The sequence below is a fragment of the Gammaproteobacteria bacterium genome (assembly GCA_029881255.1).
GTDB lineage: Bacteria > Pseudomonadota > Gammaproteobacteria > S012-40 > S012-40 > JAOUMY01.
This window is the reverse complement of the sequence record JAOUMY010000001.1, coordinates 1065531-1085654: the sequence shown is the minus strand read 5'-3', so window position 1 is coordinate 1085654 and position 20124 is coordinate 1065531. Positions and strand designations below refer to the sequence as shown.

Below are 20124 nucleotides of genomic sequence, written 5' to 3'. Positions count from 1 at the left end.
GCCTTCCTGTCGAATAATCTCCCGGAGTGCCGGTTCCGCGCCTCGTAAAAATCATAGGCTCGGTTCTAACTTACAAACGGTCAATTTGGGTACCAAATGTCATGTGCCCGCGTATTTTAAAAACATTCATTAGTGAGGAAAGACAGGTGAATTACTCTATGAAAAGAAGTTTAATCCTTGTGGCTTTAGCAGCTTTTATCTTGATTGCACAGGGTTGTGGAACCAACGCCGTTATCCAACGTCCTTCTCCTGCGGCCTATAACCTTGGGGCATCCAAGAGCTTGGTAATGGTGCAGATGTCAGGTAAGCGCAGCTTGCGCGAACAGTTGATGGAAAGCCTGAGCGTAAAGGCTCGCCAGTCTAACTGGTGGCAGTTCGAAGACAAGATGTCCAAAGGCATTGAAATCGTACCTAAAGGCGATAGCGCCTCTGCCCGCCCAACTGGCCCTAAGGATGGAGAGGTTTTTGTACGCGTAGATGTCTATGAGGCCGACGCAAACAAAGACCAGGTTGTTGAGCAATTCAAGAACAGCAAAGGGCAAACAATCACCAAGCGCAGCAATGTGTTTGTTGGAGCTGCCAGCATCGGGGTAACCACACTTGACGCCAGCGGTCGTGCACGCCTTTCTGAGAAAGAATACAGTGGCGAAGCCAAAATCCCTGAAAATAAAGGTGACAAAGATGCCGCCAAACAAGCCGCGATTGACAATGCGGTATCCAAATTCCTGGCCGACATCACGCCTCGCTTTATCAATGAGTCCGTAAAGGTTGATGACGAGTCCAAAGACCTAGGCCCGGTTGTCGAGATCATCAAGAAGCGTTCATATGCTCAGGCGGCTGATAAGTTGGAATCTATGATGGCCTCACAGCCCAACCGTCCTGATGTTGTGTACAACCTTGCTGTAATGCATGATGCAATGGCTAACTATGACAAGGCGCTAACCTTGTATGACAAGGCAATTAATCTTGGCGGCAAGGGTTTTTACGCTACTACACGCGCAGCTTGCACCAATCGCCTCGCAGAGTACAAAGCACTAAGCAAGTAATTCTTACGCGCTACGTGCAGTAAAACAAAACCTCCGCAACATGCGGAGGTTTTTTTATGTCGTTTGCACACAGAATTAACGGCTCAGTTCAAATGTCTATACAATACTACAGAAGAATGTTTTAGCATTATCGGCATATAATCGAACTGCGGAGAATGAAATGTCGAAAACACCGCCTTCAAAGTCACACGATCCTACAACGCCAACGCGAATAGAAAGACGGGATTTTCTTAAAAAGGCGGCAACCTTTACCAGCGGCACTCTTATAGCCAGCTCTGCTTCCACTACCTACGCAGAAAACTCACACGACGCACATAAACACACTGGCGACCATGCCGGACATCAAATGGCAGAGTACAGCAGCATGATGTTTGAAAAACATCAGATGCAGCCGGGAAGAACCATTATCCCACCAGGATCTCCCCCGCCTGAAGAAGTCGATTACAAAGTTTACAACGTGGAAGTGCGCATCGTCGAACATGAGATTCTACCCGGCATAAAAACACATGTATTCGCATTTAACGGACAAGTGCCTGGTCCTGAATTTCATGTAACCGAAGGAGAATGGATACAGGTCAATTTTACAAATCACACTGAAGAAATGCACACCATACATTGGCACGGCCTGGTACTGCCTTATACGATGGATGGCGTTCCGATGGTTACGCAGGATCCCGTACACCCCGGCGAAACATTTGTCTATCGTTTTCAGGCAAAGCCTGCAGGCACCCGTTGGTATCACTGTCACTGGAATACACCCTTGCATGCAGCTTCCGCGATGCACGGCGCGTTTGTCATTCACCCCGAAAAAGACACCATAAAGGAACGCTACCCTTACACACGTGACTACACGCTGATGCTAGAGGCCTGGGATACGGACTTTATTCGCGAGGAGATGAATGGACTGCTTGAGGGCATGAAACAGGTTAATCACCTCATGGCCGAAGGAAAACTTGACCCGGCGACCCATGGATTTTTTCGAAATTATACTGAATTTAAGCAGGCTTTTGATGATGGACGTTACGTACCACCCTATTTACAAAGTCGCTCATCAGGAAAAAAAATTGAGCCCAATTTTTTTGCGATAAACGGAAAGGCCTATCCTGCCACGCAACGCATAGGCATCAAACACGGCGAGTGGATACGGGTCAGAATGATTAATGCGAGCGGCATCAGCCACCATATGCATTTACACGGACATGACTTCTGGTGGGTGGCTCAGGACGGAAATGAACTTCAACAGCATCGGCGACTAAATACATTACACGTTGAGCCAGGTGGTACATATGATGTTATTGTATTTGGTGATAACCCAGGCTTTTGGACCTGGCATGATCATACAACCACGCACGTGCGAAACAACGGAATATATCCCGGCGGCATGCTAACAATGCTGGTATACGAGGACTTCACGCCAAGTTACACGCCTTCACTTTCGATAGACCAATAATGGGAGACTAACATTGCAACTTCGACCGTTAGCTTACCTGGCCATTACCTATTTATCGATTTCGAGCAGTGCGATCCACGCACTGGAAATTGACCGCGAAGTTTTACCACGAATGTTACTTGGCGGCAAAGTGATTACTACCTCTTATTACACACAGAAGTGGGATGTCGATAGCAAACTCGCCGGCGTAGCGGTGGATGATTCTGCGTTTCTGCTCGGCTTTGATAAACACTTATATACGGGCGGTGTTGCCGGAGCGACAATTGGAATAAAGGAGTCGCATCATGGTCTGATAGTACATCAGCTACACACAAGCTGGTGGTCGCGAAATTTTGAACTCACACTGGGGCGCACCCGATTGCGCAATACACTCATCGAGTTTCCAACCATGCGCGATGACGATTTGTTGCAGTACACCCACGTGCTCAATGGAGAGGATGGAAACCACGGTAGCGGCGGTGTAAACATCACGAATAATGATAACGATCAACTCTACGCGACCAGCGTCATTTTAGATCTTTATCCACTTGGCGCTGAGCAACGATTTGGCATCTGGTCGAGTGAACGGTCCGGACACGGCGACTACAACACAGTAGGCGGCGGCTATCTGTATTCGCGTTCTGTAGACATGATTTACTCGGGTTTTGTACGACAAGCCGGGGTAATGATAGATGCACAAAATATCGCTCATAATAGTCGTTGGAATCTATCGCTGATCAGTGGCGTGGAATTTAACCTGACGCGTAATCCCGAACACAATTGGTCAAGTGCATTTCAGGCCATCGCCAATAAGGGAAGCTTGCAAAACAACACCGGAGAACTCGAGTTCTATTCTGATATGGCGCAAGTCGATTATTTCAGTTTAGTCGCCTCATTGCGCTATACACAACGTCCGCTATTGTTAACCCGGTGGTTGCTAAGCATAACAGCGGGCGCGAAATATTTTCCTGATATAGGCGATGCGCTTCAGTGGAGCGTGGTACCTAATATTCGCTATCGAATTGGCCAAGGTGTAGATATCAGTGCGCAAGGTAGTGTTTCTCGTTACGACGCTGCAATAGGTAAACACCAGACGGTATTCGAGATCAACATGGGAATCGTATTTTATCTGGACACAGTACTCAATAATAGTATTGGAAAGCGGGATTCTATACTGAATCTGGAACACGGCAATGGATTGCAATAACGAGAAGATGTGCCTGAAACAAATTATCATAATTGTATTTGCAGCAACCGTGTGTAGCGCATGCATGAGCCTATCAAATACAACACCGAATGATATAAGAAACACAATGGTTAGCGGCGGCAGCGGACGAGCGCGAGAAGGTGGTTACAACGGACATTACACAATGCCCTCAACATCCATCAATTTAACACAAAATGAAAAGTGTAAGTTGGCATCACAGGGAATATTGATGATAGATGCAGCGTCGAAACTGAATTGTAGTAAAGTGCAGAATACCGAAATACCTAGTATGCATCACCATCACAACTAACAACCAAGAGCTCACAATGAACTATCAACAAAAACTTTTACTGCTAATGATCACAGCATTTGGTTTCGCAATATTTACAGCTTGTGAACCCGGCAGAAATTCACATTCCGCAGTTCCCGCAGCCGATTTTACTGGCAGCCCAGGGACCGGAAAAGCGGTGTATAACCGACTTTGTCAGCGCTGCCACGGAGAAAACGCACTTGGAAGTCCCACTGGGCCGCCGCTCGTACACAAATTCTACGAACCATCACATCATGGCGACATGGCGTTCTATATGGCGGCAAGAAACGGCGTACGTTCACACCATTGGCATTTCGGCGATATGCCTGCTATTCCATCTGCGACACCAGAGGATGTAGGTCATGTCATCGCGTACGTAAGACAAGAGCAGCGGAAGGCAGGCATCAAATAGATTTGAGGGATCAATAGAGCCGCTATAGCTACACAATTCGGATATAGAAAAAAGGCCAGAAAATCCATGAAAGGTTTCCTGGCCTTTTTTTACATTAGGCTAACTTACCGTGGCACTGCTTGAATTTCTTACCTGAGCCACACGGACATGGTTCGTTACGGCCGACCTTGCGCCCATCACGAACAAATGGCTGAGCATTATCATCACCTGCATCGTCACCCCCGCCTTGAGGCATGGCACCAACTGGAGTTTGTGCACTGGGATGTTTGAAGTCCATCTCTCTGGGTTTTTCCTGCTGCTCTTGCAATCGTTCCATATCGTGTTGCGCAGAGGAAATTTGCACGCGCGACAGCATAGAGATTACTTCGTGCTTCACCCTGTCTAGCATGCGTATGAATAGTTCAAACGCCTCACGCTTATATTCCTGCTTGGGATTTTTCTGCGCATAGCCACGCAGGTGAATGCCCTGGCGTAGGTAATCCATCGCCGAGAGGTGTTCTTTCCAAAGATTATCCAGTACCTGAAGCATGACGGCTTTTTCAAACTGACGCATACTTTCCGCACCAACCTGCGCTTCTTTAGCTGCGTATTCTTCAACAAAACTATCGACAATACGCTGCCTAAGCGTTTCCTCGTACAGTTCGCTATCTTCTTCCAGCCATTTTGCAATAGGTAACTGTTTGCCAAACTCTCGTGCCAGCGCATCTTCCAGCCCTGGCACATCCCAAAGTTCGTCGAGACTCTCAGGCGGAATGTATTGATTTATCACTTCATTAAAAACTTCACCGCGGACCTCTTCGATAGTCCCATAAATATCTTCCAGGTCCATCAGATCGTTACGCTGTGAATAAACGACTTTACGTTGTTCATTTGCAACGTCGTCGTATTCTAATAACTGTTTACGAATATCGAAATTTCTGCCTTCAACTTTACGTTGAGCATTTTCAATGGCTTTGGACACCCACGGATGCTCGATAGCCTCGCCTTTTTCCATGCCTAATTTCTGCATCATCCCCGCAACGCGATCAGACGCAAATATACGCATCAAGTTGTCTTCAAGTGAGAGATAAAAACGTGTAGAGCCCGGATCACCCTGGCGACCGCTTCGACCTCTAAGCTGATTATCTATACGACGGGATTCATGTCGTTCCGTACCAATCACGTGTAAGCCACCTGCCTCAAGAACCGCTTTATGGCGTTCTTCCCAGGCAGTCTTGCGGCTTTCCACTTCTTGCTCAGAGGGATTTTCACCCATCGCGGCAAGTTCAGAATCGAGATTCCCACCGAGCACGATATCGGTTCCACGACCAGCCATATTGGTGGCAATCGTTACCGAGCCTGGCTTACCTGCCTGGGCAATGATGTCTGCTTCCCGTTCGTGTTGTTTTGCGTTCAATACTTCGTGTGTGACTTTGGATTTCGTCAGCGCTTGTGACAACAACTCCGAGGCATCTATCGATGTCGTACCGACAAGCACCGGTTGACCTCGTTTATTACAGTCTTTGATATCTTCAATGATCGCGTCGAATTTCTCACGAGTACTGAGATAGACGAGATCACCAAGATCTTTCCGCGCAACTGTTCGGTTAGTTGGAATAACAGTAACTTCCAGGCCGTATATTTGCTGGAATTCGAAGGCTTCTGTGTCAGCAGTTCCGGTCATACCAGAAAGCTTGTTATACATGCGGAAGTAATTCTGGAAAGTGATGGAAGCCAGGGTCTGATTTTCCTGCTGGATGTGTACGCCTTCCTTCGCCTCTACCGCCTGATGTAAACCCTCAGACCAGCGACGCCCGGGCATGGTGCGACCGGTAAACTCATCGACAATCACGATTTCATTGTTCTTGACGATGTAATCGACGTTTTTCTGGAACAGGGCATGCGCGCGCAAGGCGGCATTGAGGTGATGCATCATGCTGATATTTTGCGGGTCGTAAAGGCTTTCACCCTCTGGCAACAAACCGGTTTCATACAACATGTTTTCACATGTCTCATGACCACGCTCTGTTAGATAGACTTGTCGGGCTTTTTCATCGACATAGTAATCGCCATCATTGCCTTCTTCACCTTCCTGGCGAACCAGGCTCGGTATGAGTTTATTGATCTTGGTGTACATCTCGGAACTGTCTTCCGCAGGACCGGAGATGATGAGCGGCGTGCGTGCTTCATCTATGAGTATCGAGTCAACTTCGTCAACAATGGCAAAGTTCAGTCCACGCTGCATGCGGTCGGAGCCGCGAAAGGCCATATTGTCGCGCAGATAGTCAAACCCGTATTCGTTATTGGTGCCATAGGTAATATCTGCAGCGTATGCCTTACGCTTGGTATCGCCATCCTGGCCGGAGACAATAACCCCGACACTCAAACCCAGAAATTTATATAACTTGCCCATCCACTCAGAGTCACGGGTAGCAAGATAGTCATTCACAGTGATGACATGCACACCTTTCCCTGACAGCGCATTCAAATAAGCAGCCAGTGTCGCCACCAGGGTTTTACCCTCACCGGTACGCATTTCTGCAATACGGCCATCGTGCATTACCATGCCACCGATCAACTGTACGTCAAAATGGCGCATTTTAAGTGCTCGCTTACCACCTTCACGAACAACCGCAAACGCCTCTGGCAACAAGGCATCCAGGGATTCACCATTTTGGTAGCGTTGCTTGAATTCTTCCGTCTTACCCCTGAGCTCCTCGTCTGAGAGGGCGCTGATGGTGGCCTCCAGGGCATTAATTCTCGCCACTGTCTTGCCGAATCGCTTTACTTCGCGTTCATTACGGCTTCCAAATACCTTTTTAAAGACATTGAGCATGTTGGTTCCAAAATACGGGTTCTAAGGATTAAAGGCCTGACATTATAGTAGTTATTGAGCACGGGTGCATAGGCTGATACAGGCAATACGCGTGAGATGGCGACAATTTGTGAGATTTTCAACGGCGCAAAAAAAAGAAACCGCCTGTCGGCGGTCTTTTTCCCGATAATTGTTATTTAGCGCGAGGCTCGAACATAGCGTATAGGATCGACCACTCGGCCATTCTTGATAACCTCGAAGTGAACGTGCGGTCCGGTGGAGCGGCCTGAAGAACCCATCTCCGCAACTTCTTCGCCCTTCTTCACCATCTGACCCACTTTCACCAATACCTTCTCGCAATGCCCATAACGGGTAACATAGCCATTGCCGTGGTTGATTTCGACCAGATTACCGTAGCCATAACGCTTACCGGACCAGGTCACCACACCAGCAGCGACGGAAATAATATCCGAGCCATGCTTACCAGCGATGTCGATACCGTCATGGTGAGCGATACGTCCATTGAATGGGTCAGTACGGTAGCCGTAATAGGAAGAAACCCATCCGCGCTTAACTGGTCGTCCCGCAGGATAGACTTCGTCCTGAAGCTCACGGTTCATGAGCATGGTTTCCAACACGCCTAACTGCAGAGAACGGTGCTCTACCTGGCCTGACAAGTTGTCTAGTTCGGTAAGAAAGTCAGGAACTGACATGGCCTTGCCGCGTTCACCGGCTGCATTCGCAGGACCACCGACTGCGGGAGGACTCTCAAAATCAAATTCGCCTTTATCCAGCTCAGCTTTGTCGATCAGACGTTGCCCAAGAGCATCAAGGCGAACGATATGCGCTTTAAGCTGCCCGAGACGCATCGCCAGGGCGTTCATGTTCTCTTCCGCTGATTGCGTCACCGCCGCCAGATCATGTTTTTGCACGGCAAGTTCAGTCTGCAGCACACGAACCATAGAGTCTGGAGCAACATTATCGCGCTCTAGCCAGGAGCCTACATAGACAGATCCGGTTATGAGCAATCCCAAAACCAGAACCAACAATAGGCCGACGAAACCGCCAAGATGGACTCGAGCCGTACCGCCACGTTTATTTGTAACAAGAATCAAACTCATATCAGTCTGTTTCCCTCACTCAACATACTAATATATTGTAAACTCTTATCGTCCTTGAATGACGATAACTTAAACACTGGACTGAGATATTGTCCACAATTTTATCCATGAAAAACTCATCAAAATCAGTCACAAGCATCCTCAGTCAAAAAGAGGGCCATTTCGGCGCATTAATTCGTCGCGCAGACGCCCTGTCCCGCCTCAGCAAGCAGGTTGACGAATTACTTCCCCCCCATTTGAAAGGTAAGTGCCAGGTCGCCAACATCCGTGACAATCAAATTATTTTTACTTGTAATTCAGCTAGTTGGGCCACCCATCTTCACCATGAACAGCGTCAACTACTGTCTCGGCTGGCAGTGATCCCCGAATATGCTCAGATCTCGAGTATTCGGGTAAAAATTGCACCGCATGAATCTACAAACAAAAATCAACATCAACGCATTCCCAGAAATCCTGGGACAACTGCCTTGACAGCGATAGACGAATTTTCCGAGGAACTGGAAGATTCCGACCTCAAAAGAGCATTCGCCCGTCTTTCTCAGACCCTAAAAAAGACCTGATAAAACTCTTGCTACTGCAAATCAGCCACTTGACGTGATGGCATGAACATAGGAAATCGGAGCGGATTCTTCATCTTCAAAGGTGATCACCTCCCAGGCGTCCTTTTGTTCGATGAGTTTGCGCAATAACTGGTTATTCAGCGCATGCCCTGATTTATAGCCACTAAATTCGCCAATCAGGCTATGCCCTAATAAATAGAGGTCGCCGATTGCGTCTAAAATCTTGTGTCTTACAAATTCGTCTTCATAGCGAAGTCCGTCCGCATTGAGTACGCGATAGTCATCTACCACGACGGCGTTATCCATACTTCCGCCTAGCGCAAGATTGTTGGAACGGAGCATTTCTATGTCGCGGGTAAAACCAAACGTCCGGGCGCGACTGACTTCACGCACGAAGGACGTGGTTGAAAAATTCACTTGTGAATGATTTCCGCTCTTTTTGATGACCGGATGCTCGAAATCGATGGAAAAAGAAACCTTAAAACCGTCAAACGGGTCGAAACGCGCCCACTTATCACCTTGCTCTACCAAGATAGGTTTTTTTATTTTCACATAACGCTTTAGCGCGGGTTGTTCAGAAATTCCTGCGGATTGAATCAGGAAAACAAAGGGGCCGGCGCTGCCATCCATGATAGGCACTTCTTCGGCACTGACATCAACGCTAGCATTGTCGATACCCAAACCGGCAAAGGCTGACAACAGGTGCTCGACTGTCGAAACGGTAACACCGTCATGCCCTAGCGTTGTAGACAAGCGAGTGTCCACTACGCTTTCAGCAGTAGCTTTTATACTAACGACAGGATCGAGATCGACACGACGAAAGGTTATGCCGCTATCAGGTGCCGCAGGGCGTAAGGTAAGGTAAACCTTCTTCCCTGTGTGCAAACCAATACCGGTTGCTCGTATCACATTTTTCAGCGTTCTTTGCCTAACCATCCACCGGTACCTGATGCAAAACCAATAATTGCAAGGCGGTCGATGTTAGCACATCAACCTGCCAGCAGCCAGAATTCAATCATTAAGCTGTGCGCTAGCGCACAGTCTCATCAACACGACACTTTTAGTCGGCCTGTCGACGCAAAAACGCCGGTATGTCGAGATACTCGAGATCGTCAGGTGACGTCGAACGCGCACTTTCTTCAGCGTTTTTTCGACGAATAACTGTTGGTCGATTGAGCTTCTTATAGTCGACATCTCCATCGCGATTCTTTATCAATTTCATAGGCTCGGTTTCCGTTACTTTTTCTGTGCTTTCCGCACCGCCAATGCCGGTTGCAACAACCGTCACTCGCAATTCTTCCTGCATGTCAGGATCGATAACAGTGCCCACAACCACGGTCGCGTTGTCTGATGCAAACTCTTTAACCGTATTTCCCACAATTTCAAATTCGCCAATAGACATATCCAGTCCAGCGGTCACATTCACGAGTATGCCGCGTGCGCCCGACAGTTGAACATCTTCAAGCAACGGACTTGCGATTGCTGTTTCTGCCGCCACTCGAGCACGGTCTTCACCACGGGCACGACCAGAGCCCATCATCGCCATGCCCATTTCCGACATCACCGTGCGAACGTCTGCGAAATCCACATTAATCAGACCCGGACGAGTGATTAATTCGGCAATGCCTTGCACCGCGTTGAGCAATACATCATTTGCCGCTTTAAATGCGTCCAGCAAACTGATGTTTTTCCCCAACACTGACAGTAGCTTTTCATTGGGAATCGTTATTAGTGAATCCACATATTGTGCCAATTCAGCCATACCATGCTCAGCATAGGCCATGCGTTTACGCCCTTCGAAAGGAAACGGCTTGGTAACGACGGCAACCGTGAGTATTCCAAGATCTCTTGCAACTTGTGCAACGATAGGCGCCGCGCCTGTTCCCGTGCCGCCGCCCATACCCGCGGTGATAAAGATCATATCTGCGCCTTGAAGTTCATCGGCCAGTCTGTCTTTGTCTTCCAAAGCTGCCTGTCGACCAATTTCAGGGTTTGCACCTGCACCAAGACCGCGCGTTACATTCGCACCCAACTGCACAATTGTTCTGGCGGAAGAATTTTTTAGGGCCTGTGCATCCGTATTGGCGGCAATAAAGTCTACCCCTTCGATATTTGCCGACAACATATGCTCGACCGCATTACCTCCACCCCCTCCCACGCCTACAACTTTAATGACGGCGTTTTGTGAGTATGCGTCCATTATTTCGAACATCGCCTTATCTCCTTACTCCAACAAATCAAAAATTGTTTTGAAACCAAGACTTCATACGCGACCACACACCTTCGCTTTCTTCGCTCATGCCGTACCCCTGTCCACGACGCGGCGAATGTTGATGTTTGAATCCGTATAACAGCAAGCCAACCCCTGTGGAGTGAATCGGGTTGCGAATCACGTCCACTAATCCTGTCACGCCTTGTGGCAAACCGAGACGAACCGGCATGTGAAAAACTTCCTCTGCCAGTTCAATCGCGCCTTCCATCTTTGCGCTACCTCCGGTGAGTACGATGCCCGCAGCGATCATGTCTTCCATACCGCTGCGTCGCAATTCCGCCTGCACCAGAGTGAATAATTCTTCATAACGAGGCTCAATAACCTCTGCGAGTGTCTGTCTTGCAAGACGTCGCGATGGCCGATCGCCGACACTGGGAACCTCGATGGTCTCATCGGGGCTCGCCATCTGCGTCAGTGCACAGCCATATCTCACTTTAATTTCTTCCGCATGATGTGTTGGCGTACGCAATGCGACGGCTATATCGCTCGTCACCTGATCACCGGCAATGGGAATGACCGCAGTGTGACGAATCGCGCCATCGGTAAATACTGCGATATCGGTAGTTCCACCTCCGATGTCAACCAGGCACACGCCCAGTTCTTTTTCATCTTCTGTGAGCACGGCGTAACTCGATGCCAATTGTTCGAGTATGATGTCGTCCACATCCAGACCACAACGCTTAACGCATTTAATAATGTTTTGCGCGGCACTCACTGCGCCGGTAACCATATGTACCTTAGCCTCTAAACGTACGCCTGACATACCTACGGGTTCGCGTACGCCGTCTTGCTCATCGATAACAAATTCTTGCGGCAACACGTGTAGTATTTTTTGATCTGCGGGTATAGCAACCGCGCGTGCCGCATCGATTACCCTTTCCACATCGCCCTGGTTAACTTCCTTGTCGCGTATGGCAACGATGCCATGCGAATTCAAGCTGCGAATATGGCTGCCTGCAATGCCGGTATATACCGAATGGATCTGACAACCTGCCATCAGCTCCGCTTCTTCCACCGCGCGTTGAATAGACTGCACCGTCGATTCGATATTGACTACCACGCCCTTTTTCAGACCGCGAGAAGGGTGCGAACCGAGACCGATGATGTCGATATCACCTTCCGGTGTAATTTCGCAAACGATGGCAACAACCTTGGACGTTCCAATGTCCAAGCCTACCAATAATTGTTTTTCCGGTTTCTTTCCCATCAGCTTTCCCAGCCGTTTTCATTTACATCTATTTCAAGAGCACCGATGACAAAACCATTGGCGTAACGCAAATCAATACGCTTGATATCTTTGTCATTCACCAGGCGATCGCCATATATGCGCAAGAATCTTTGCAGCCGCATCGCCATACCCTGCTGCCCAAGTACAACTTCTATATTGTTGCTCAAGGTCATGCGCCATGAACCTCGAGTATCCAGGCTCAGACTCGCGATACCCACGTCTATTTGTTGTAGCTGCACACTCAAACGTTGAAACTCTTCCACCATTTTCAGTTTCAACTCTTCTGGTCCGTCCAGACTCGGAACAGTTGCAGACAACTGCGGTGGCACGTCAGATGTAAACACCATACCGTGACGATTAATCAATCCATGTCCAAGCAATAACGCGAGAGGTTTTTCCTCAACCACGCGTACCTGCAACACGTTTGGCCAGATTCTATCGACCCATGCAAAGTCCACCCATGGGAGCTGCACGACTTTTTGATGAATCGATTCAACATCAATCGTAAAAAAATTGCCTTGCATCGCAGACGACACGACGTCTTTCAGCTCAGCTGCGTCCTGGTATTTGAATTCGCCACTGATTCTCAACTCGGTAATAGGCAGAACATCACTGCGACTCAGCTGCTGCACTGCATAAACCAGAATCGCAGCCAGCAACAACACCGCCAACAAATAGGCGAATGTGCGCACCGAAAACGAAGCCGGTTCTAACTCTACTTGTGGTTTTGCCTTAGCAACCACCAAATCCTCCTTCACTCGCACCGGTCATACTCGATTCGAGTATGCGCAATACGAGGTCATCAAATTCGATTCCCGCTTGTTTAGCCGCCATCGGGACTAAACTGTGGTCAGTCATTCCGGGAAGCGTGTTAATTTCGATCAAGTAGGGCTTGCCATTTTCAGCCACCATCATATCGACACGTCCCCAGCCACGCGCATCAGCCACATCGAAGGCACGGAGCGCAAGCGCTTGCAGCGACTTTTCAGTTTCTTCATCGAGCCCACAAGGACAATGATACTTAGTGGTATTCGCTACATATTTTGCATGAAAATCGTAAAACTCATGTGGCGTTTCAAGACGAATCAGGGGCAAGACATCGCGCCCTAAAATCGCACAGGTGTATTCTGCGCCTTTGATAAATCCTTCCGCGATAACCGTGTCGTCAATATCATTCGCCGTCATCCAGGCTTTTTCCAGAGCCGCCTCGTCACCGGCTTTTGTTATGCCGATGCTAGAGCCTTCGTGCGCAGGCTTCACAAATATCGGCAACTTCAGTTTTTCAATCGCAACCGGGACATCGGCGCGACTGCGCATAACAACATAGGGCGGTGTGGGTAGATCATTGGCAATCCATACTTCTTTTGTACGAAGCTTGTTCATACCCAGGGCCGAACCCAAAACGCCGCTCCCGGTGTACGGCAAACCGAGTAACTCAAGCGCGCCTTGCATAATCCCATCTTCACCCATGCGCCCATGCAGCATATTGAATACCCGGCTATAGCCACCGTTTTGCAGGGCCGCGATTACGCTATCCGCAGCGTCGACTTTATGTGCATCGACACCTTTTCTAAGCAAGGCCTCGAGTACCGCCTGGCCGCTTTTCAAAGAGATCTCACGTTCGGCCGAGGTACCACCCATCAGCACCGCTACTTTTCCGTATTCTTCGACGCTACGAAATGTCATCATGTTCGATCACTCTCCTGCCTCGGCGGCATTTCCAACAATATGAACTTCTCTCACTAGACGTATCCCGTGGATTTGTTCGACGGTCGCTGCGACTTTTTCGATAAGTTGTTCTATTTCCATTGCCCGCGCATTTCCCGAGTTGATAATAAAATTGGCGTGTTTTTCCGAGACACAGGCACCGCCTATACACAATCCCTTCAAACCCGCGGATTCAATTAATCTCGCGGAGAAATCGTCTTCAGGATTACGGAATACCGAACCACAATTTGGCAGATTTGTCGGTTGCGATTCATTTCTGCGCGCCAACAGTTGCTTAATTCTTGATAACGCTGCTTCGCCATCACCTTTTTGTAATGACAAGTGGGCAGCAACAAACCATTCATCTTCTCGGCCTTTTACCGTCCGATATCCAACTTCAAATTCTTGTGGTATTCGCAAATGACGTTCGCCATTTCTATCCATGGTTTCAACAGCACTCACCCAGTCCCAGGTTTCTCCGCCAAAGGCACCCGCATTCATGCGTAGCGCACCGCCCATGCTACCCGGGATCCCGGCAAGAAATTCGATTCCTGTAAGACTGTTTTTTGCAGCAAATCTCGCGACTTTACCGCAAGCAACACCCGCTTCGGCGCGAATTTGCGTCGGTGAAATCATCTCCAGACCGTTGAGCAATCCATTGGTTAAGATCACTGTTCCGCTAATTCCACCGTCTCTCACGAGCAGGTTGCTACCCAATCCAACAAATAGAATGGGTTCATTTGGGTCAATACTTTTCAGATAAGCGGACACATCGTCTATATCTGCCGGCTTGAAAAACTTCTCCGCCGGTCCACCCACCCTCCAAGAGGTATGCTTGGACATCGGTTCGTTAAAACTCACAGTCCCACGTATATTTAACTCATGATCCATTGTGCTGCCTAATGTCTGGTTAAAAGCCATAAACTGCCTCTTTGCTGACAAGGTATTCAACATTCGCGAGCACCTCCGTTTGCTGGCAATGCTACTTCTTTTTCATCAGAATATGTTTTGAACAGTTCACCCGGCACACTTCCTATATCCCCCGCCCCAAGTGTTAACAACACATCATTGTCCTGTAACACCTTGGGCACCAAATCTTTTAGTTCTTGTATCGTTTCAATAAAAACTGGATCATTGCTCGCACGCATGCGGATCGCCCTCATCAGGGAACGACTATCCGCACCTGTCACTGGCTCCTCGCCAGCGGCATATACTTCCAATAGCAGCAAAACTTCAGGCTGAGACAAAACCTGCACAAAATCTTCAAACAAATCACGCGTACGCGAATAACGGTGTGGCTGAAACGCAACGACAATGCGGCGATCTGGCCATACTTTATTAATTGCATCGAGAGTCGCTTGTACTTCACGGGGATGATGACCATAGTCATCAACCAAGGTCACTTTACCGTTGGGCAAAGCGATATCGCCATGAACTTGAAAACGCCTTCCGATGCCCTCGAAAGACGACAGCGCTTTTAAAATTGCCTTATCCGCAACACCAAGCTGGTTTGCTACCGCAATCGCGGCAAGTGCGTTTTGCACATTGTGGGTTCCAGGCAAATTCAAGGTCACTTGCAACCACTCGGGGTTTTCGCGAGTCGAAACCGTAAAATGTGTTTGCATTCCCCGCTGTTCGATATTGCTGGCACGTAAATCTGCCTCTTCACTCAGTCCATATGTCAAAACCGGTCGCGCAATCTCCTTCAACACATCGGCAATTTGTGGATCATCAATACACATCACCGCCAATCCGTAAAATGGCAAGTGATGTAAAAATTCAATAAACGTCCGTCGCAACTTTGAGAAATCACCGTCGTAGGTACTCATGTGATCGGCATCGATATTGGTGACGATTGTCATCATGGGTTGCAGATGTAGAAATGACGCATCGCTTTCATCCGCTTCGGCAACCAGATATGAACCTTCACCTAAACGGGCATTGACACCCAGGCTATTGAGCTTGCCGCCGATGACAAAAGTCGGATCAAGGTCGCCTTCTGCCAACAGGCTGGACACCAGACTGGTAGTTGTGGTCTTACCATGAGTTCCGGCAACGGCGATGCCAAAACGAAAACGCATCAACTCAGCAAGCATTTCGGCCCGACGCACCACCGGGATCATTAACTCGCGAGCTTCCCTTACTTCGGGATTTTCCTTACCTACTGCACTGGAGATAACAACAACATCCGCGTCCTGTACATTTTCCGCTGCATGCCCTATGGCAATGCGTATACCCATGTCTTCAAGACGTCGAGTCGTTGCTGTCTGTTTGAGATCTGACCCACTAACGGAAAAACCTAGATTCGCGTATACCTCAGCGATACCGCACATACCGACGCCACCGATACCAACAAAGTGTATCTGCTTAATGCGCCCCATATTTCGGGTAGCGTTTGCGCCAGTATAAATTCGATCAAACATGGGCGTACTCCATACACAAATCTGCAACATCTTTAGTCGCACGAGGTCGACCCAAGGCACGTGCGGCGATAGCCATACTTAAGAGTTTTTGGCGATCACGCGTGTAGGTTTCCAGCAACTGCGACAATTTGCCAGCCTCGAGTTCAGCTTGCTGGATGCAAATCGCTGCGCCGTTCTCAACCAGATATTGCGCGTTTGTTGTTTGATGGTCATCAACGGCGTGCGGAAACGGTACGAGTATCGATCCAACACCCACAGCGGCCAATTCGCCTACAGTCAACGCACCAGCTCTGCATATCACGATATCCGCCCATGCATAAGCTTCTGCCATGTCTTCAATAAAAGGGACCACGCGTCCAGAAACGCCAGCCTGCGCATACCATGTTTTGGTTTCTTCGAGATTGCGTTTTCCTGTCTGATGCCAAACTTCGTATGCTAGTGCTAATGATTTCAAGGCCTGTGGAACGGTTTCATTCAAGGCAGCGGCGCCCAAGCTGCCGCCGATAACCAAAATTCTCAATCCAGTATTACGTCCAGCAAAACGTTTTTCGGGCGCTTCGACATTGATGATAGGCCCACGCAGTGGGTTACCTACATTCACCACTTTACTTCCGCTAAACGCATTAGGAAATGCAACCATTACCTTCTTTGCAAAACGCGACAACTGTCGATTCGTCATTCCGGCGATAGAGTTTTGTTCGTGTATCAACAAGGGTACTCCACTTAACCACGCAGCAAGCCCACCAGGACCGGCGACAAAGCCGCCCATACCCAGCACCAGGCTAGGTTGGCGTCTTTTCATAATCGCTTTTGCTTCACTCACTGCCTTAAGTATCCTAAATGGTGCGCTTAACCAACCACTCAATCCCTTTCCTCTAACCGCTGAAATGCTAATCCAATCTATTTCGATCCCCGCCGCAGGAATCACGTCCGCTTCCAAACCGCGTTGCGTTCCTATCCACGATACTGATACACCTCTCGAACGCAATTCATCTGCTACCGCAAGCGCGGGAAATACATGCCCACCAGTACCACCCGCCATAATTACTACATGCATCGTCATGACCTACGGCGATCCTGTCCCGGTTTGCGACCATGGAAACGTGTTTCCAGATCTACGCGGAGCAATAACGCCACAGCGATACAGGAGACGATGACGCTACTTCCCCCATAGCTCATGAGCGGCAAGGTAATTCCTTTTGTTGGTAAGGCGCCCATGTTTACGCCTATATTGATTAATGCCTGCAGCACCAACCAGAAACCTATGCCATGCGCGATATAAGCGCCGAAGCGATTTTCGCTAAGTAACGCACGTTGTCCGATCACAATTGCTCGCCACGCAAGTAGCGCAAACAACAGGATTATGCTTAAGACTCCGAGATAGCCTAGCTCTTCCGCCACAATGGCCATCAGAAAATCCGTGTGCGCCTCCGGCAGATAAAAAAGTTTTTGCACACTGCTGCCAAGGCCTACGCCACTTAGCTCTCCACGACCAAACGCGATAAGCGCCTGCGTTAACTGATACCCCGTATCGAACTGATCTGCCCAAGGATCACGAAAGCTGATCAAACGCTTTAGGCGGTAATCATCGGAAAATGCCAGCGTCACCAATGCGCCACCAGCCACCAGAGCAATCATTGAAAATTGCCATAACTTCACGCCACCGATGAACAGCAGAAACAATCCTGTAGCAGTCACCACGACAGTTGCGCCAAAGTCCGGCTCTTTAAGCAGCAGAAACGCAACCGCCGCAAGCACTAGCAAAGGCATCAGAAAACCCCGTATCCGGGTTGTAACACGCTCCGCATGACGCGTTAAATATCCGGCGAGATAGACGATCACAAACAATTTCGCCAACTCCGAAACCTGAAACGTAAGCCCACCCGCGCCTAACCAACGCGTACTGCCGTTAATGCTCTTGCCTATGCCCGGCACTAACACTAAAACAAGTAAAATTAACGTGGCCATCAAAGCATAGGGGCCAATCACTTCCCAAACTTTTAATGGTAAACGCCAGATCACAGCAGCGAGAGAAATACCGGTAATTAAATACGCACCCTGCCGATACAGAAAATAGAACGCGTCGCCATATTGTTCGTTGGCGACAGTTATCGATGCAGATGTCACCATTACCAGACCCAGACTCATGATGGCGAGCACTATCAACAACAGCGCAACATCGACACCGGCAATATTTTTCTGCCGCCTGTCATGGTAGGCGTCTCTGCCAGCATAAGAGATGCTTTGCGCTCTCATGGGTGTTGTAGATCCTCAACTAACTGAATAAAAACTTCGCCACGCTCAACGTAGTTACGAAACATGTCGAAACTTGCACACGCAGGCGATAACAACACACTGTCACCTTCTTCAGCGCGCGCGTATGCCACATCAACCGCTTCCTTGAGATTTTGTACGCGAATAATGGGCGCACTGCCCTCAATCGCCTGTTCTATAATGCCTGCATCTTCGCCATACAGAAGCACGGCCTTTGCCTTTTCTGCTACGACTGGCGCAAGTGCAGAAAAATCCTGATCTTTGGATTGACCTCCGGCAATAAGCCATACCGGTCCATCCATACCAGCCACCGCTGCCATTGTCGCACCTACGTTGGTACCCTTTGAGTCGTTAATCCACTGCACGCCATTTATGACTGCGACACGTTGAGAGCGATGCGGCAAACCCTGAAAATTTTTCAATACCTGTACACAGGCGAGGCGATCAAGCTTTTGTGCTTCACAGATGGCCAGTGCCGCAAGTGCATTGGCGACGTTGTGTCTACCCGCGAGACTGAGTTCCTTCACGGGCATGATTTTTTCTTTACCCTTGCAGATCCATTCATTGCCTTCGAAGTTGCGCAATCCAAAATCTTTTTCGCTAGCCGGTTCTCCCAGTGTAAAGCCGACGATGTTGTCACCATGCACCATTGCCACGACAGCGGGATCATCGCGGTTGATTATGCATATATTGGCGTCGTTATAGATTCGAGCTTTTGCTTCAGCATATTCTTCGAGATCATCATAGCGATCCATATGGTCGGGACTGATATTTAGAACAACTGCCACATTGGGTCGCAAACCGTAGGTAGTTTCCAGTTGAAAACTGGACAACTCCAACACATACAATTCTTTTGGGTCGTCAGCGAGCAAATCGAGCACCGGCGTCCCGATATTCCCCGCAATAACTGCATCCAGTCCGGAAGCACGCGCCATTTCACCGACCAAAGTGGTAACGGTACTTTTTCCGTTTGAGCCGGTAATGGCGATAATGGGCTGTTTCACTTCTCGCGCAAACAGTTCTATGTCGCCGACAAGTTCAACGTCATTGTTGAGCAATTGCTGCAACACCCGTTCTTTCACAGACACGCCTGGGCTGCAAACCAGCATATCGATATCTGAAAAATCGTCTAACATTAGCGCACCAAACTTTACTTCCACTTGTGGATATTCAAGCCTGAAAGCGTCGACCCCTGCCACACTTTCACGTGTATCAAACACCTTGACTTCATAACCCTTGCTCACCAACCACTTCACGCAAGAGCGACCAGTACTCCCCAGTCCGATCACCGCAATTTTTTTGTTTTTGTAGTCACTCATGTATGCCAATGCACCCATAGCT

17 protein-coding genes are annotated in these 20124 nt (G+C 48.8%); 5 read left to right on the top strand and 12 right to left on the bottom strand.

Going from position 1 to position 20124, the window contains the following annotated elements; translation table 11 throughout:
- Window positions 1-158: 158 nt before the first annotated feature.
- The 4 genes from OEZ43_05030 to OEZ43_05015 all read left to right on the top strand — a co-directional run bounded on the left by OEZ43_05030 (window position 159) and on the right by OEZ43_05015 (window position 4404).
- Window positions 159-1046, top strand: a complete 888-nt coding sequence (locus tag OEZ43_05030) for a tetratricopeptide repeat protein (GenBank protein MDH5544933.1) — start codon at window positions 159-161, stop codon at window positions 1044-1046.
- A gap of 160 nt (window positions 1047-1206) precedes the next feature.
- On the top strand, window positions 1207-2496 hold the full coding sequence (locus OEZ43_05025) for a multicopper oxidase domain-containing protein (protein ID MDH5544932.1): 1290 nt from the start codon (window positions 1207-1209) through the stop codon (window positions 2494-2496).
- A 13-nt stretch (window positions 2497-2509) separates the two neighbouring features.
- Window positions 2510-3682, top strand: coding sequence for a hypothetical protein (locus tag OEZ43_05020; GenBank protein ID MDH5544931.1), 1173 nt, complete (start codon window positions 2510-2512; stop codon window positions 3680-3682).
- Window positions 3683-4008: 326 nt separating this feature from the next.
- Window positions 4009-4404 carry a cytochrome c gene (locus tag OEZ43_05015; GenBank protein MDH5544930.1) on the top strand — a complete coding sequence of 132 codons (396 nt, stop codon included), beginning with the start codon at window positions 4009-4011 and terminating at the stop codon, window positions 4402-4404.
- A gap of 94 nt (window positions 4405-4498) precedes the next feature.
- On the opposite strand, the gene secA is transcribed toward OEZ43_05015, so the two are convergent.
- Window positions 4499-7219, bottom strand: a complete 2721-nt coding sequence (gene secA / locus OEZ43_05010) for a preprotein translocase subunit SecA (protein ID MDH5544929.1) — start codon at window positions 7217-7219, stop codon at window positions 4499-4501.
- 176 nt (window positions 7220-7395) lie between these two features.
- The gene (locus OEZ43_05005) at window positions 7396-8319 is read right to left on the bottom strand and encodes a M23 family metallopeptidase (GenBank protein MDH5544928.1); all 924 of its coding nucleotides are present in this window, start codon (window positions 8317-8319) and stop codon (window positions 7396-7398) included.
- A gap of 107 nt (window positions 8320-8426) precedes the next feature.
- On the opposite strand from OEZ43_05005, the gene OEZ43_05000 reads away from it, so the two are divergent.
- The gene (locus OEZ43_05000) at window positions 8427-8879 is read left to right on the top strand and encodes a DUF721 domain-containing protein (protein ID MDH5544927.1); all 453 of its coding nucleotides are present in this window, start codon (window positions 8427-8429) and stop codon (window positions 8877-8879) included.
- A gap of 21 nt (window positions 8880-8900) precedes the next feature.
- On the opposite strand, the gene lpxC is transcribed toward OEZ43_05000, so the two are convergent.
- The 10 genes from lpxC to murD all read right to left on the bottom strand — a co-directional run bounded on the left by lpxC (window position 8901) and on the right by murD (window position 20120).
- Window positions 8901-9815 carry a UDP-3-O-acyl-N-acetylglucosamine deacetylase gene (gene lpxC, locus OEZ43_04995; GenBank protein ID MDH5544926.1) on the bottom strand — a complete coding sequence of 305 codons (915 nt, stop codon included), beginning with the start codon at window positions 9813-9815 and terminating at the stop codon, window positions 8901-8903.
- Between the two features lie 124 nt (window positions 9816-9939).
- Window positions 9940-11091: a cell division protein FtsZ gene (ftsZ, locus tag OEZ43_04990; protein ID MDH5544925.1), complete on the bottom strand. Its 1152-nt coding sequence runs from the start codon at window positions 11089-11091 to the stop codon at window positions 9940-9942.
- Between the two features lie 25 nt (window positions 11092-11116).
- Window positions 11117-12358 (bottom strand): cell division protein FtsA, encoded by a 1242-nt coding sequence (gene ftsA, locus OEZ43_04985; protein MDH5544924.1) that lies wholly within the window; start codon window positions 12356-12358, stop codon window positions 11117-11119.
- Window positions 12358-13122, bottom strand: coding sequence for a cell division protein FtsQ/DivIB (locus OEZ43_04980; protein ID MDH5544923.1), 765 nt, complete (start codon window positions 13120-13122; stop codon window positions 12358-12360). The genes ftsA and OEZ43_04980 overlap by 1 nt, the downstream gene beginning before the upstream one ends.
- On the bottom strand, window positions 13112-14065 hold the full coding sequence (locus OEZ43_04975; GenBank protein ID MDH5544922.1) for a D-alanine--D-alanine ligase: 954 nt from the start codon (window positions 14063-14065) through the stop codon (window positions 13112-13114). The genes OEZ43_04980 and OEZ43_04975 overlap by 11 nt, the downstream gene beginning before the upstream one ends.
- Window positions 14066-14074: 9 nt before the next feature.
- Complete coding sequence (gene murB, locus OEZ43_04970; GenBank protein MDH5544921.1) at window positions 14075-15007, bottom strand: UDP-N-acetylmuramate dehydrogenase; 933 nt, start codon at window positions 15005-15007, stop codon at window positions 14075-14077.
- 26 nt (window positions 15008-15033) lie between these two features.
- Window positions 15034-16509: a UDP-N-acetylmuramate--L-alanine ligase gene (murC, locus tag OEZ43_04965; protein ID MDH5544920.1), complete on the bottom strand. Its 1476-nt coding sequence runs from the start codon at window positions 16507-16509 to the stop codon at window positions 15034-15036.
- Window positions 16502-17572, bottom strand: coding sequence for an undecaprenyldiphospho-muramoylpentapeptide beta-N-acetylglucosaminyltransferase (gene murG / locus OEZ43_04960; protein MDH5544919.1), 1071 nt, complete (start codon window positions 17570-17572; stop codon window positions 16502-16504). Before murG ends, murC begins: the two co-directional genes overlap by 8 nt.
- Complete coding sequence (gene ftsW, locus OEZ43_04955) at window positions 17569-18765, bottom strand: putative lipid II flippase FtsW (protein MDH5544918.1); 1197 nt, start codon at window positions 18763-18765, stop codon at window positions 17569-17571. The genes murG and ftsW overlap by 4 nt, the downstream gene beginning before the upstream one ends.
- Window positions 18762-20120, bottom strand: a complete 1359-nt coding sequence (gene murD / locus OEZ43_04950) for a UDP-N-acetylmuramoyl-L-alanine--D-glutamate ligase (protein MDH5544917.1) — start codon at window positions 20118-20120, stop codon at window positions 18762-18764. Before murD ends, ftsW begins: the two co-directional genes overlap by 4 nt.
- Between the last annotated feature and the right edge of the window lie 4 nt (window positions 20121-20124).